General features: G+C 47.8%; 10 protein-coding genes. All 10 read right to left on the bottom strand.

Annotated elements, in window-relative coordinates:
• Window positions 1–8: 8 nt before the first annotated feature.
• The 10 genes from gyrB to HZC01_04205 all read right to left on the bottom strand — a co-directional run bounded on the left by gyrB (window position 9) and on the right by HZC01_04205 (window position 15216).
• Window positions 9–2081: a DNA topoisomerase (ATP-hydrolyzing) subunit B gene (gene gyrB / locus HZC01_04250; protein ID MBI5037885.1), complete on the bottom strand. Its 2073-nt coding sequence runs from the start codon at window positions 2079–2081 to the stop codon at window positions 9–11.
• A 45-nt stretch (window positions 2082–2126) separates the two neighbouring features.
• Window positions 2127–4478 (bottom strand): phenylalanine--tRNA ligase subunit beta, encoded by a 2352-nt coding sequence (locus HZC01_04245; protein ID MBI5037884.1) that lies wholly within the window; start codon window positions 4476–4478, stop codon window positions 2127–2129.
• Window positions 4479–4514: 36 nt separating this feature from the next.
• A complete protein-coding gene (locus tag HZC01_04240; protein MBI5037883.1) occupies window positions 4515–4877 on the bottom strand; it encodes a four helix bundle protein in 363 nt (120 codons plus the stop codon).
• A 95-nt stretch (window positions 4878–4972) separates the two neighbouring features.
• On the bottom strand, window positions 4973–5980 hold the full coding sequence (gene pheS / locus HZC01_04235; GenBank protein ID MBI5037882.1) for a phenylalanine--tRNA ligase subunit alpha: 1008 nt from the start codon (window positions 5978–5980) through the stop codon (window positions 4973–4975).
• Window positions 5981–5983: 3 nt separating this feature from the next.
• Window positions 5984–6370, bottom strand: coding sequence for a hypothetical protein (locus HZC01_04230; protein MBI5037881.1), 387 nt, complete (start codon window positions 6368–6370; stop codon window positions 5984–5986).
• A gap of 115 nt (window positions 6371–6485) precedes the next feature.
• On the bottom strand, window positions 6486–6776 hold the full coding sequence (locus HZC01_04225) for a DUF721 domain-containing protein (GenBank protein MBI5037880.1): 291 nt from the start codon (window positions 6774–6776) through the stop codon (window positions 6486–6488).
• Between the two features lie 129 nt (window positions 6777–6905).
• Window positions 6906–9944: a UvrD-helicase domain-containing protein gene (locus HZC01_04220; protein ID MBI5037879.1), complete on the bottom strand. Its 3039-nt coding sequence runs from the start codon at window positions 9942–9944 to the stop codon at window positions 6906–6908.
• A gap of 77 nt (window positions 9945–10021) precedes the next feature.
• Window positions 10022–10255, bottom strand: coding sequence for a hypothetical protein (locus HZC01_04215; GenBank protein MBI5037878.1), 234 nt, complete (start codon window positions 10253–10255; stop codon window positions 10022–10024).
• A gap of 158 nt (window positions 10256–10413) precedes the next feature.
• Window positions 10414–13602, bottom strand: coding sequence for an efflux RND transporter permease subunit (locus tag HZC01_04210; protein MBI5037877.1), 3189 nt, complete (start codon window positions 13600–13602; stop codon window positions 10414–10416).
• 144 nt (window positions 13603–13746) lie between these two features.
• Complete coding sequence (locus tag HZC01_04205; protein MBI5037876.1) at window positions 13747–15216, bottom strand: ABC-F family ATP-binding cassette domain-containing protein; 1470 nt, start codon at window positions 15214–15216, stop codon at window positions 13747–13749.
• Window positions 15217–15246: the final 30 nt, after the last annotated feature.

The raw sequence follows: 15246 nt of genomic DNA, 5'->3' as shown, positions 1-15246 counted from the left end.
CACTCAATTTATATATCCAAGTTCTTTACGTTCTTGGCATGCGTGTGGATGAATGTCTTGCGCGGGGCAACGTCGTCGCCCATCAAGATGTCAAAGACTTCATCTTCTTTTTCCGCGTCACCGACGGTTACCTGTTTCATCATACGTCGAGCCGGGTCCATGGTGGTTTCCCAGAGCTGCGTCGGATTCATTTCACCCAAACCTTTGTAGCGCTGTACATCGACTTTCGCGACGGTTTCTGTGGTTTCCCCTGCTTCTCCATCAACGTCGGCATCACCCTTAACAGCTTCCACCACTTTCATTTCTTTAGCTTTGCCTTTTGATCGCGGTGCCAATGCTTGCATGGCTTTGACCACTGAATCTAATTCTTCTTCTCGATAAACATATTGTGAATTTTTTCCGTACTGCACACGGTACAAGGGCGGCTGGGCAATATAGAGATGGCCCTGCTCGATCAAGGACGGAAAATAACGATAGAAAAGTGTCAGCAGCAGCGTCCGAATATGCGAGCCATCCACGTCGGCATCAGTCATGATGATGATGCGACCATAGCGCAATTGTGACAAATCAAATTGCTCACCGATATTCGTACCCATGGCAATAATTAAGGATTTGATTTCATTATTGGCCAGCATTTTATCCAAACGAGCTTTCTCTACATTGAGAATCTTACCGCGCAACGGTAGTATCGCTTGGAATTTCCGATCACGGCCCTGCTTGGCGCTGCCACCGGCGGAATCACCCTCAACGATGTACAGCTCGCTCTCGTCCATATTCTTCGAAGAGCAGTCTGCCAGTTTACCCGGCAGGGTCATGCCTTCGAGTGCGCCTTTGCGCAACACCGTATCGCGGGCTGCCCGAGCCGCCACGCGCGCGCGCTGGGCCAATAAACATTTGCCGACAATCGCTTCAGCGTCACGCGGGTTTTCCTCAAGGAAAATTTGCAATCCGTCTGAAGTAACTGAATCCACGGCGGACTTCGCTTCGACATTCCCCAATTTAGCCTTGGTCTGGCCTTCGAATTGTGGCTCTTTGATTTTCACGGAAATAACAGCGGTCAATCCTTCTTTGACATCATCAGCCGTGAGATTTTCCTCTTTTTCTTTAAGGAAACCTTGTTTGCGTGCATAGTTATTCAAACTGCGCGTCAAAGCCGTGCGGAACCCGGTCAGGTGCATACCACCCTCGACGGTATGGATGTTATTGGCAAAACTAATCACTGTCTCTTTGTACTCCTCGGTATAGCGCAGTGCCACTTCAACGTGTATGTCATGCGATTCTTTTTCAATGAAGAAAGTGTTAACGTGTTTAGCCGCCTTATGCGCATTGAGGTGCTTTACATACGAGGCAACCCCACCCTCAAAATAGAATGAGTACTGGGGCGCTGCTTGGCCCTTCTTGACCGTGCGGCTATCCTTGACCGTGATGCGCGTGCCTTTGGTCAAATACGCCTGCTGACGCAAATGGCTGAAAACGAGTTCAAGATCAAAATCTAATACTGAAAAAATCTCAGGGTCAGGCTGGAAAATAATGGTTGTTCCGGTGGCCACCGCTTTCCCCACGGGTTTTACTTGGCCCTTGGCTTTGCCACGCACATATTCCTGCGCCCACAGTTTCCCGTCACGCTTTACTTCGGCGCGGAGATATTCTGACAAGGCATTAACCACGGACACACCGACACCGTGCAAACCACCCGACACTTTGTACCCGCCGTCGCCGAATTTGCCACCCGCGTGTAATACCGTGAGCACAGTTTCCAATGATGATTTCTTGGTCGTCTTATGCTTCTCCACCGGAATACCGCGACCATCGTCAGTCACGCTCACCATGTGATTAGGCATCAATTCAATATCAATATTTTTGCAGAACCCTGCCATGGCTTCATCGATGGAGTTATCCACCACTTCCCAGATCATATGATGCAAACCCTCGCTGGCAGTATTGCCGATGTACATGCCCGGACGTTTTCGCACTGGCGCTAATCCCTCCAGGACGGTGATCTGTTTAGCGGAATACTCTTTGCTCGCGGCAGCGGTGGCAGCGGCATGGGCAGCTTGTTTTTTGGATTGTTTCGGTGTCATACGGTTTGGTTAATGCTGATTTGTTTGATTATTAATTACGTATAATTATTTTTCGGCAAGAATTGCTTGGAAATGGTGCTCCATCATACTGACAATCTTGGTTTGGAGGGAATCCACGTCATCGGTGTGCAACGTACGCTCGGCAGACTGATATTTAATGCGAATAGTAGCGCGCCGCGTAGCCTCATCCAGTGGGTACACCGCGCGTGCTTCCACGCTCTGAATCAAAGGTGACATATTCTGTATTGCATCGCGCATTTTGAAAAATGAAACCGCAATAGGCGTGGCAAAGGTCATATCGCGAATCACGCTCGGATAATTAACGATCGGCTGATAGCGTCGCACCGCAGGAACATGGCTCATTAATTTTGCTAGATCAATTTCAAACCACACTGGCGGAACGCCTAGCTTTTGCTCGTGCTGGATCAACCAACCGTACCAGCCGATGATACTCCCCCCGAGCATGACATCAACCACCCGAGCCCGGTCAGAATTAACGGCGAATTGCAATTCATTAAGTGAAATGCCTAATTCTTTGACTAGGGTCTGTATGATACCCTGCAATTCATGAATCGGGCCGGGCGTGCCGCGCTTGGCCGTACGATCATACAGCAACGCCGCGATCATCACGCGCTCCTCAGGCATAGGACGATTTGTTTTGTAAAAAACCCGACCAATCTCGGTGAGCTGAAGCTGCGGCCGCTCTTGATACGTTTGTAAAAGATTTAAATATAATCCGGGCACTAAACTCATACGCAGATATGCCTGCTCGGCATTCATCGGATTCATCACTTGATAATGATCCTTCGTCTCCCAGTCAAACTGCTCAATGACATCGGCGCCATACGTCGAATAATTATACGTTTCAATCAAATCGCACGCGCGTAAAATATTGACCACCCGCCTGCGTGCCAAGAATTCCGGTGCATGCGCCACCGGTTGTGAAGCATGGGCTAATGGTTTGGCGGCTAATCGATTCCAACCATAGCTGCGCCCAATTTCTTCCACCACATCCGCCATCAGATGAATATCGCTGCGCCAGGCCGGCGCGCTCACCTGCCATTGGTCAGGACGTTTTACAGCAACAACAAAACCTAATCGCTCTAATGATTTTTGCATCACCGCATCAGCAATAGCCGTGCCGATTAATTGGCGGATGGTTTCTGGATTGACTGCCACCGTTTTTGATTTTTCCACCGGCTGGCGAGCCACGATAATGCGCGGCGAGGCAACCACGCCACCGGCGCATTCCTGAATCAATTGCGTGGCACGATCAAGTGCTGCTTCCGGCAATCCCCACCAGATGCAGCGCTCAAAACGCATTGAGGCATCGGTGGCTAACGATAGATGCTGGCGGGTTATGCGGACAGATAACGGTTTAAAAATTGCTGATTCTAATACAATTGTTTTCGTCTTGTTTGAAATAGCCGTCTGCTGGCCACCCATGATGCCGGCAATGGCTAATGTTTTTTTCGCGTCATTAATCATCAAGGCAGTGCTGGGTAATTTCCGCTCCACGCCATCCAGGGTAACAAACGATTGGGCGCGGCCGGCTGTTTTTACGATTATGGTATGCCCTTCAATATGTTCTGCATCAAAGGCATGCATTGGCTGGCCCATTTCCAGCATCACAAAATTAGTCACGTCAACAATATTATTAATCGGCGTATGTCCGGCAGCGCGCAATCGGTTTTGCAGCCACACCGGTGACGGACCGACGGTAATATTGCGCAATACCCGCGCCGTGTATTTCGGGCAACCGACGGTATCGCGGACTTTGACCGTGAATTTCTGTTGGCGGCCTTTGGCTTCGGCGATTGTCACTTTCGGGAGCTTAACGGTTTGATTGGTCAACGCGGCATACTCGCGTGCCATACCAATTAAGGATTGCGCGTCCGCACGCTGCGGCGGCACATTGATATCCAAAACTGCGTCATGCAGACCTAATGTCACGGGTAATTTCTGTCCCAATGGTGCGCTAGCATCAAGAATAAAAATTCCGCCATGATCATCTCCGAGTCCTAGTTCATCTGCCGCACACAACATGCCGTGTGATTCTATTCCGCGGATCATCCGTTTCTCAATCGTCATACCATTTGGCAACGTAGTGCCAGGCAAGGCCACTGGTACTTTGTCCCCTGGCTTGATGTTTTTCGCGCCACAGACAATAGTTTCGGTGCCGCGCTTGCCAATCGCCACCGTACAGACGCACAAACGATCTGCCTCAGCATGATCAATAATCGTTTTAATCTCGCCCACGACCACCGCGTCCAACGCGTGATTCGGCGGAATAATGCGCTCCACCTCAAATCCCGCCAAGGTCAACACTTCCGCCACCTGGGCTGGCGTTTGCTTGACTGTCACGTATTCTTTGAGCCATTTGATTGGGAGCAGCATGATGAGTAAGTAGTTTAAGAGATTGTAGAAGGTAGTTTATGAATGGTGTGCTAAATACCTTTTAAACGCACCTAATGAAATACCTAGTTGATTAATTTTATCTTTTAATTGTTGAAAGGTTTTCTCTGAAATAAAATTAAGTTTCACCGATACATGTATCAAACTTTCAACTTCATTGAGAGAACCTAGGGAAATATTAATAAATCGGATAAATTCTGGCCTGGATGACCGTCCGGCTCCCTCAGCAATATTCGATGGCACAGAGACAACGGCACGCCTAATCTGACTGGTTAACCCAAATTGTTCAGCTTGAGGAAATCTTTTTGTTTCACGATAAATTAAACTCACCAAATCAACGCTTTCTTGCCAGACTTTTAAATTTTCGAAATTTTTCGCCACAATTTTTCTCTTAATAACTACTTACAACCTACTCCTTCGAGCTACCTACTCATAAAACTCTACACAAGCTACTCATCTTTACTACCTTCTCAAAACTAAAACTGCTCAAGAAACCTGAGATCCCCGCTGTATGACAGGCGGATATCATTGATTCCGTGTTTCAGCATCATCAGCCGATCGATGCCCAGACCAAAAGCGAACCCAGAATATTTTTCGGGATCCACGCCCATATTCTTCAGCACCTGCGGATGCACCATGCCCGAGCCCAGCATTTCCAGCCAGCCGCGCTGTTTGCACACCGAGCAGCCGACGCCATTGCAAATCAAGCACTGCATGTCCACGTCTAATCCTGGTTCGACAAACGGATAATACTCAGGTCGCACGCGGGTCTTTACCTGTTTGCCATACACCGCTTTCAATAATTGATCCAAAGTACCGATCAGATGTGCCACGGAAATATGTTTATCGATCACCAAACCCTCGCACTGGTAAAACATCGATTCATGTCCGGCGTCAGTGGCTTCATGGCGGAAGACGCGTCCCGGAGCAATAATGCGCACTGGCGCTTTCAATTTCGTCATGGCGCGCAGCTGGACCGGCGAGGTATGCGTTCGCAGTAATAAATTCTTTTCAATGTAATAGGTGTCCCAGAGATCACGCGCTGGATGATTTTTCGGGATATTGAGCAAGTCAAAATTGTATTCGGCAGTTTCAACCTCGGTGCCTTCAACCACAGAAAATCCCATACCACTAAAAATATCTACGATCTCGTTGACAAATTGCGTAATCGGATGAATGTGCCCCAGGGGATACGCCGCACCCGGCCAGGTCACGTCAATGACCGGCACCTGTTCAGCACCGCGCGCAAATCGTTTACTGGCAGCAACAATCGCTCGGGTAATTTCTTGTTTCACCTGATTCGCCAGCTGGCCAGCGCGAGGGCGTTCACTCACCGGCAAATCGGTAATCTGCCGCATAGCCGCAGCCAGTGAACCTTTACGGCCAAGCACCGCAATCTCCAAAGACTCCAATTCAGCTTGGCTCGAAATCGTTGTCAGCCGGTGCAGTGTTTCCTGTTGAATTTTTTTCAGCGTATCATGCATAGACTAATTTCGCCGCGGCGCGGCTCGGGAAATAAAGAAAAATTCCATGATAGTAAGAAAAAGAATCAAAAGTAGCACCGTCCACCACTGGAGCATCCGTGCCCCTTGTAGCATCAGGGTGCCAATAATCAAAATCGAAAAGAAAAATGACTGCCGCGTGGCCACCCCGAGGTGCCGAAATATTACTTGCTCCTTGGTAAACCACACTCGAACAAAGAAGCCAAACAGTGAAAACGTCCCAACCAAAGCGCATAGCATGCTGAGGTAAAATAGCCCAAAACCGACGAATCCCGCTTCGTTTGGATTGATAAAAAAGAAAACAAACAACCAGGCAATCCAGGAAACCAGCGTGGCGGTGGTCATGATAATGAGGTACTTTTTCAGGGACATGGGAGCTTTTGGTGAAAAAAAATAGGCAGTCTAACCTGCTGAAATTATACCAGAAAAAACCTCACCTGCCAAGCATTCCTGACACGTTTATATGGGGCTAATATTAGCCAATAAATTACACCTGAAATCGTAGCCGCTGCACCATCTGTTCGCCAAATTTTCCCTGAAGAAAATCAAGGATATCCATCTCTCGCAATTTGATTTCCTGGGCTACCACCGAGCTGATAACGGCAATCGTGAGCGTACCATTTTTCACGAATTTTGCCTGGGCTTGGCCATGCAACCGGGGGTATTTTTCCTCCAATAACCGATCAAACGCAGTACAGACGATCGCCGCATTGACTTCTTTATCAATCCCCGCCGACCTGATGCTTCGTTGTAATAAATCTCCTAGTTTTTTTGCCATACTTATTTTGTATAGTCCCCATCCCGAACCTGGAAGTCCTGATGAATATCAGGATCAATTTCGGGATCTCACATGAGATGCTGGGATCCTTCGTTTACTCAGGACTTGATTCAGCATGAGGATAGTTATTTACCCCCTCCACCGATCTTCACAAATATCCCGAAAATCGCATTGGGCGCACCAGAACCCTGGGTTGGCAGCAAAGTCGCTCTGGTGGATTTGCACGATCTGCTCCTGCAAACTCTCACGCAATTTTTTCAAATCCGCTTCATCCGGACTAAAGGACAGCTTGGTATTATTTTCTAAATAATAATACGACAGTGTCACGGGCTGCAAGCCAAACACCTCGCGGGCTGCCAAATCGTAAATCATCAATTGTTCCTTATCATCCGGGGTAAGTTTGTTGCCTTTTGGGATACGACCGGTTTTGTAGTCTACAATTTCCACGGTCTTCGGATCATTGCCAACGGGATCGATCCGATCAATCACGCCTTTGAAGGTGTACTCCCCTAATTTCAGATTAAACGGCTGCTCTAGATTCACTGGTACGGGAAAATTCGGTTGTTGCGCCTCAAAAAATTCGTGGAGTGACGTCTTGCCTTTGGCATAATATTCTTCGCGATGCTCTTTGGACAAATACCAGTCGTCGATCCACTCACGGTCGTACAACTGCATCAACTCTTCTTCACTGACCACCGCGTCTTTTTTTGTAGCTGGTTTGCCAAATAAATCTACCTGTACCGTGGCACTGCGCTCCTGAATTAGTTTGAAAAAGTGAAACAACGTGTTGTGCATGGATTTGCCGAAACTGAAGGTGTGACGGCCCTCCACCGGCACTTTCAAAATATGGGCGTACTTGTATTGCTTAGCGCAGGTCTCAAATGCCTTGAGCTGGGTGTAGCTGGCTTTTTCTGGAATTGATTGCTGAAGATAGGAAATCTCCGGCTTGCCTTTGAGTGACTCTGGCGCTGGCGACAACCGCTCGACGGTATCAAATTCCTCGGTCGATTCTTTTCGCTCAAACCCAAGCTCAGTCAAAAAGCGTGACAATTTTTTCTTCCGCGTACCGCCGTAGTCATCGGCTGAGGTGAAGAAAAGTCCGTCCCGGGCGCGGGTCATGCCTACGTAAAATAAACGGCGCTCCTCCTGCAGATGGATATCGCCCTCGGGAATTATTTCCTTGATCAAGTCTTCAGGCAATTCAATAGGATCTTTGCGCTCGATCGAGGGAAAACGTTTGTCCACCAAACTAACGATGAAGACATAGGGAAACTCCAGGCCTTTGGCGCCATGGACAGTCATAATTTTCACCGCGTCCGGTCCCTCCTCCCAGGGCTGGTGCATCGCACCACTGTCCCCTGACTCCTGCTCTTCGTCAAATTCCTCTAGGAAATGCCGCACTGAATTATCATCATTTTTATTTTCAAAATCCTCAATCTTCCGGAAAAACTGATTCAAATGAATAACCTGTTCAATATGTTCGTCTCCTTTTACTTCGGTGATGTGCTTCAGGTACCCCGAGTCTTTCATAAACCGCAGTGCCACCGTCAGCACTCCCTTCACGCGAGCCAACTCAGTATGCGCCTCAATCATTTTCAATATTTTTTCCAATGCCTGATGCATCTCTTTCGAAATGCCGGCGATTAGTCGCGACTGCGAAACGGCTTCATACAGGGACATGCGTTTCTTGTAGGCGCGCTGGGACAACGCCATCAGATCTTTGATGGGCAGTTTCCAATGGGAAAAATTAAGCACGCGCCACATGGCAGCAGATTCATGATAGCTGTCCAATAATTTCAAATACGCCACGATATCCATAATCTCCGGCTGGCTGTACAATCCCCGTGACGCGAGAAACTGATGCGGCACTTGTAGCCGAGTCGCGGCAGTCATGAACTCATTAGCGTAACTATTGGCGCGGATGAGAATTGCAAAGTCGCTCCATTTTAGCTTTCCGGCGGAGCCGGATCCGCCTCTGGCGGAGGGTTGTCCCGCTTGTAGTTCAATAATCCGCTTCATCACCCCAGCGGCTTCCTCGAGATGGGAGTGGAAATGTAGATGCTGGATACTCCCCTCGCCCTCGCGTGTGGATTTCAATTTCTTGCTGATTTTGGTTTTCAATGGTGCGCCTTTCGGATCAATCTTCCCTTTTGACAATTGATACTCCAAACGGTTCGGGTCATTCTGCTTGATAAAGCGATAGGATAAATCCAGAATGTTCTGCCGAGTGCGGTAGTTTTCCGTCAGTACCACTTCTTTTGAATCAGGAAAATCTTTTTTAAACTCTAAAATATTTGAAATAGCGGCACCACGGAATTTATATATTGACTGATCATCATCCCCGACCACGGTCACATTATTCTTTGGCTGCGCCAACATTTTCACTAATTCATATTGCGCGTAGTTCGTGTCCTGGAATTCATCCACCAAAAGATATTGAAATTGTTTGCGGTACCTTTCTAAAATCTTTGGCCGCGATTTGAATAACTTAATGGTATATAAAATCAAATCACCAAAGTCGAGCGCACCTTGCTCCAATAATAACTGCTGATAAATATGATAGGCATTCGCCACTTCTTTGATACGTTGCTCTTCACTAATTTCCTCTTCCTCATCCACTCGTTTCTTTTTGGTATTTTCTGCGTCGTCCCGATCCATTTGCAGGGTTTTGGCGTATGCTAAATAATCTTCCGGTAGTACGTTTTCGTCTTTTGCCCGGCTGAAATGCTTGACCAGTGCCTGGACGAATTTCGTGGGATTACCTAAAGGACGGTAATAATTGAGGTCAAACCGGTCTAGATTCCTGCGCACCAGCATCACCTGGTCTGTTTCATTAAGCAACTTGAAATCCGGCGGCAAACCAATTTCAATAGCGCTGTCCTTCAATATCCGTTCGCAAAATGAGTGGAATGTGGAAATCCACAAATCCACATAGCCATAGGGCAAGAGTACATCCACCCGCTCTTCCATTTCACCGGCGGCTTTCTCCGTAAAAGTCAGGGCGAGAATATTATCCGTAGGAACTTTCTTTTCCAATACCAACCAAGCGATACGCTGGGTCACCACCGTGGTTTTGCCAGTACCGGCGCCGGCCACGATCAAGAGCGGCCCGTCAGTGTGCGTCACGGCCTGGCGCTGGGCTGTATTCAGATTATCGAAGATATTCATGGGTGTATTTTAGCATACCTTTCTTGAAATAAGTAAAAAAGCACCCTCCGAGAATAATCCCGGAGGGACGAACCGCTTTAGGCGGCTTGGCGTTTAACGCCATCCACATACTGGGCTTCTGACCGAAGCCCGAAGTAAATGCTGCTAAACAGCGCGCTCATCCAGACCGCGAACCACAGCTGAGGGTATTTCATAAGAAAACCATTAATCAACATACGGTACGGTTCCCACAGCAATAGCGGGTTGAGGTCGCTTGGTGCGACAGCAATCACCAGGCTAAAAAGCCCGAGCAATGCTTGCCATGTTTTCAAATAATCACCTCCTTCAAAAAGAGCTGGTTGGGGTTCATTGACACATGTTTTGGACAGACAAAAAATAACACAGTACCCTCATTCTTGCAAATTTTACTTTACTAAGTAAAAGCCCGGCTGCTACACCGGGCTTGCGAAAGTGTGATGGTAATCACGATTTATCCAATCGTATGATTGCCTTTGCCATGCAACCGATCGCGACCCGCCTGGATCCACACATAGAGAATCGGCAGAACAATCAATGAGAGGAATCCAGACAAGGCAATGCCACCGATGATGGCGACGGCCAAACCGCGCCAGAACTCTGATTCAAATGCCAAAGGTAAGAGCCCACCAATAACCACCAATTTTGTCAGCACAATCGGCCGGAACCGCACGCCCGTGGCCTGGATAATCGCATCCTTTGCAGAATAGCCTCGCTCCTTCACTAATTGATTGGCGTAATCCATCAGGAAAATGCCCACGCTGACCACAATACCAACGAGAATCGTGACGCCAAGTAATTCGAGAAATCCGAGATCAGAACCAGTCAATAGGAGCGCAGGGAATACGCCGGTCAGAGACAGTGGCACGGTGATAAGCATGACCAATGGCTGGGTAAATGATTTGAATTGCAGCGCCAAGAAGATATAAGTCATCAAAATGGCAGCCGCCAGCGCCATGCCTAATTCCTGAAATGATTTAGCAATGTCATCAAACTCACCGCGTGAATCTCGGCTATCAATGCCCAATTGATCTAACTTCTCATCGGTCAAATACTCATTGAACTTTTGCTGTACTGCAACTAAATTCTTACTGTCATCGATTCGAGCGCGTACACTGACATACCGCAATCCGTCAAAGCGCTGAATCACGCCCGCGGTTGAACTCTCCTCCACCGTGGCCACGTCCGAGACGCGAACGACTTGACCAGCCTGACTCACGAGCGGCAGATTTCGAATCGCATCCAGGTCTGCTGGTAACGCACCGTTCTTTAATATGACGTCAGCTGAACCACCCTCGCCGGTATATTTTGTCACGGTGGTTTCGCCGATAACTGCTTTCAACTGCTGACCAATTTCATAACTGGATAAGCCGGCTACCTGCACCCGCATCCGATCAAGGATGACTCGTACTTCTGATTCATCTTTGCCAGTAAAACCATCGTCAACGCGCGTAATATGCTCCAATGAGCGGAGATAATCTCCAACCTCTTTGGCGGCGGTTTCGAGTACGGCCGGATCATTATCATTGAGCTGCACTTGAATCTGATAATCCGGCTCAGGAGTACCAGTGCCAAGTTCATTGATGATAATATCATCTAGATGAGTAATGTCTTTGGCTGACGCTCGAAGCCGCCTCACGATTTCCTTGCTGGTCTGTGTCTCGTCCCGATCGGCTTTTATTTTTAGCTCGGCAAATAAATACAAACCATCGCGGCTCTGCTGATAGTAAAAATATTTAGCCACGCCGGATTCATTAAGTAGCAATTGCTCAAGCTCTGCGCCAACAGCTGAACGATCGGCGAAGGTTAAACCCTTAGGAAATCGAGCGTCAATCGTCAAATACGGATTGTCCTTAGCTTTTGAGAATTGTACAATTTGTACTTTCCCCATACCCACAATCGCCAACGAACCAGCCACCAAGAGCAACGCCACCACTAGGGTAACTACTTGGCGCCAACGTTTTGCGAGGAGTGTACCACTGACTGACATAAACCAGCGAGCAATTCGCCAGAGCCCCTCATCTTCACCGCTCATCGCGGTTTCACCGGCTTTTGTGGATCGGGATTTCATCAACCATTTCGATAACATCGGCAAAATCGCAATCGGAATAATATAGGAAGCAATCAATGCCGGAAGTACGGTCAATGGTATGTATTTAATGATTTCGCCGAATATCCCAGATACAACTCCAAATGGGGCAAATACAATCATCGAAGCCAACACTGCCATGAAGAGCGAGGCGCCATAGCGGCGACCCGATTCTAAGACAGCGTCAACCGCACCGTATTTCAAATCGCGATACCGCTGAATCGACTCGATCATGATGATGGCCGGGTCAACGATCAAACCGAGTACGAGAATTAACGAAAACAACACAATGGTGTTCAGCTCGGTACCGGTAATTGCAAGCGATGCAAAAGTAAATAACATTGACAACGGTATCGCCAGAGCGGCAACAATAGCTGCTCGCCAATTAACAAAAAGTAACATGGCTATAAAGAGCAGCTGGATACCACCGAGCATATACACGTTTTTTTCTGTGCCAATCGCGCCATCCACGATTTCACCGATCTGATCCTGTGTGTCGCGGGCGACATTGCTCAGCTCTGCCACCGTTACCCCATCTAACTCTCCGTCCGTCTCCATGACCGCGAGGTGCTCGTCAATTGCTTTTTTAGTTTTGATCACATCAGCCTCGGCCGTCACTTCGACGTTGACTAGTACGCCCGGATGACTCACTAATTGTCCATTGTCAATCGAACCAAACCGATCAATATTCACATCGGAGGCAAACCCACGCCGTACTTCGGCAATGTCCTGGACGCGGATAGGCTGGCGTGTGCGCGGATTGACGCCGACAATCAAATTTGAGATTTCATCAAGCGTCGTAAAGGCGCCGACAGAAATAACCGATTGCGTTTTCCCTTCCAGGTCGAGTGTACCGGCTGGAAAATTAACATTTGCGCCCTGGAGTGCTAACTGCAGAATCTGTAATTGCGCTCCCTGAACCGCCATCTTGGCGGGATCAAACGTAATCACAATCCGCTCTGGCGCTTCATTGGCCAGTGAAGCCGTCTTTACTCCCTCAACGTCCGATAACCCCTGGATCAAATCATCAGCCGAATGCCGAATAGTATCCATATCTCCGCTTTCATGGGTCACGCCAAAAATAAAGGCAGGACCTGAGGTGGCAAATGTTTGCACTTTCGGCGGCTCCGCATCGGCCGGAAGATCGGCCTGGATGGACTGTACTTTTGATTGAATATCTTGAACAGCAGTATCAAGATTAACGGATTCATCCAACGTAACAACCACGTTTGAGAAACTATTAGCGGACGTTGAAGAGGTTTCTTTGAGCCCCTTCACATCTTTAACAGCCGCCTCAATCAATCCAGTTACTTGACGTTCCATTTCGTCAGCGGTGGCTCCAGGATAAATAGTTTGTACGAGTGCAACTTTCGGGGAAACCTGTGGAAATCCCTGACGCTGAAAATTCAGCAAGGCAAAAAGGCCACCAATTATAATGGCAGCGATGATAAGCCAAACAAGACGTGAATTATTAAGGAAATAACGAACCAATTTTGCATTCCAATCATAGGGATGCTTGATGGTTTCGTCAGTACGATGCAGCTCGTTATTCATATAATAGACTAATTTTATTAGTAAAATGCTTATTTAAAACTACCAGCTATTGAGTCGGTAGGGTTAACTATCATAACAAAAAATAATGGACTGTGCTAGTACTCCCTCATTATTGCAAACTACTATTATCAAAAGACCCTTTAGCTACACCTTTTCCAAATCAATCACCGTATCCACCCGTATCTGTGCGACAAAGTCTGGGATATGCGAAACCATGATCAAGGCGCCCTGATATTCGTCCAGCGCTTTTGCCAGCACCGGTAAATGACGAAAATTTATATGGTTAGTTGGTTCATCTAAAACCAAAAGTCCTGGCTGCTGGAGCACCAAGCGGCAGTATGACAGTAACCCCTTTTGCCCTTCTGACAAGGCACGGATTGGTTGTGATAATATTCCGCCATCCAAAAGAAAACCTGCGGCGGTAGAGCGCAAGCGGTGATCGTCTTGCTTCGCCATGGCACTCTTCAATGCATCAAAGGCGATTTGATCCATATCCATATTGCCAAAGTCTTGCTGGTAATACCCCACAACTACTTCTGGGGAAACCTTGGCATGAGGCGCGGTACCCGATACCAGCTGCGCCAACAAGGTGCTCTTACCTATACCATTTGGACCGGCAATCACCACGTGCATGTTTTTGCGGATGGTCAAGTCAATCTTTTTTTCAACGATCTTGTGATTCTGCATGGATGACACACCGGACATCTCCACAATTTTTCCGTGGAAATGAATATCAAAGTCTTGTACGGGAATCGTAAAGGGGCGGATCGTTTTGTCTTCTTTGCGCACACTCACAATATTTTCCTCCGCAGTTTCCGCTGCTTCACGCATGCGCTTAGCCACAAACCGAAGTTTACCGCCCTTATGGGCAAACACTTCTGCCTGCGCGCGCTTCTCTTTTATTTGCCGCTGCATGCGAGCATTCAATAAATTTTCCCGCTCAATTCGCTGACTGATTTCCTCAACCACATCATTATAATTCCCGGTATACTGTTCTACCTTCTGAGTATGGATGTCCAGGTATAAAACACCATCACTAAACGCATTTAAAAAATCGGCGTCATGAGATATCACCAGGCACGTCTTGGTATACATGATAAGAAACGTGGTGAGATGATCAATCCCCTGCTGATCTAAATTGTTAGTTGGCTCATCGAGCAAGAGTATGTCAGGCTCCTGAATCAAGGCATGCGCTAAGAGCAACCGTGCTTGTTCGCCACCGGATAATTCTTTTACAGTTTTAGTAATTGGAATATCGAGATTAACGACTTCAAAAACATTTGCAATCAACTTATCCAGATTATATTGAATCTCCTTAAACGCCGTGGCAAAATATTCCCGCACGGTCAATGGCAATGCTTCTCGTGGCATGGTCTGACGCGCAATCCCCACCGTCGCATCAGCCGGGGTACGAAATATCTGACCGTCATTGGGCTTGACCTCACCAGTAATTAATTTAAAAATCGTGCTTTTCCCCGCGCCATTCTGGCCCATCAGGGTTATCCGACTGCCCGCACGAACCGAAAAAGACGCCTCGTCCAGCAGTTTTTTGTGACCGCGGTCGTAGGCGTAACTAACATCTGAAAATCGTAATACTACCGAATCATTTGTCATGAAACGACATCGTAGCAGAAAAAGGGGGCT

The sequence above is a fragment of the Candidatus Kerfeldbacteria bacterium genome, from assembly GCA_016214565.1.
Classification (GTDB): Bacteria; Patescibacteriota; Patescibacteriia; order UBA10025; family JAHIVO01; genus JAXDBW01.
This window is presented reverse-complemented; position numbering and strand designations above follow the sequence as displayed.

Excerpts from the sequence above, each read along its gene's own strand:
- HZC01_04205 (MBI5037876.1), bottom strand. The coding sequence starts at position 15,216 with ATGACAAATGATTCGGTAGTATTACGATTTTCAGATGTTAGTTACGCC.
- HZC01_04220 (MBI5037879.1), bottom strand. The coding sequence starts at position 9,944 with ATGAATATCTTCGATAATCTGAATACAGCCCAGCGCCAGGCCGTGACG.
- HZC01_04210 (MBI5037877.1), bottom strand. The coding sequence starts at position 13,602 with ATGAATAACGAGCTGCATCGTACTGACGAAACCATCAAGCATCCCTAT.
- HZC01_04245 (MBI5037884.1), bottom strand. The coding sequence starts at position 4,478 with ATGCTGCTCCCAATCAAATGGCTCAAAGAATACGTGACAGTCAAGCAA.
- HZC01_04230 (MBI5037881.1), bottom strand. The coding sequence starts at position 6,370 with ATGTCCCTGAAAAAGTACCTCATTATCATGACCACCGCCACGCTGGTT.
- HZC01_04225 (MBI5037880.1), bottom strand. The coding sequence starts at position 6,776 with ATGGCAAAAAAACTAGGAGATTTATTACAACGAAGCATCAGGTCGGCG.
- gyrB (MBI5037885.1), bottom strand. The coding sequence starts at position 2,081 with ATGACACCGAAACAATCCAAAAAACAAGCTGCCCATGCCGCTGCCACC.
- pheS (MBI5037882.1), bottom strand. The coding sequence starts at position 5,980 with ATGCATGATACGCTGAAAAAAATTCAACAGGAAACACTGCACCGGCTG.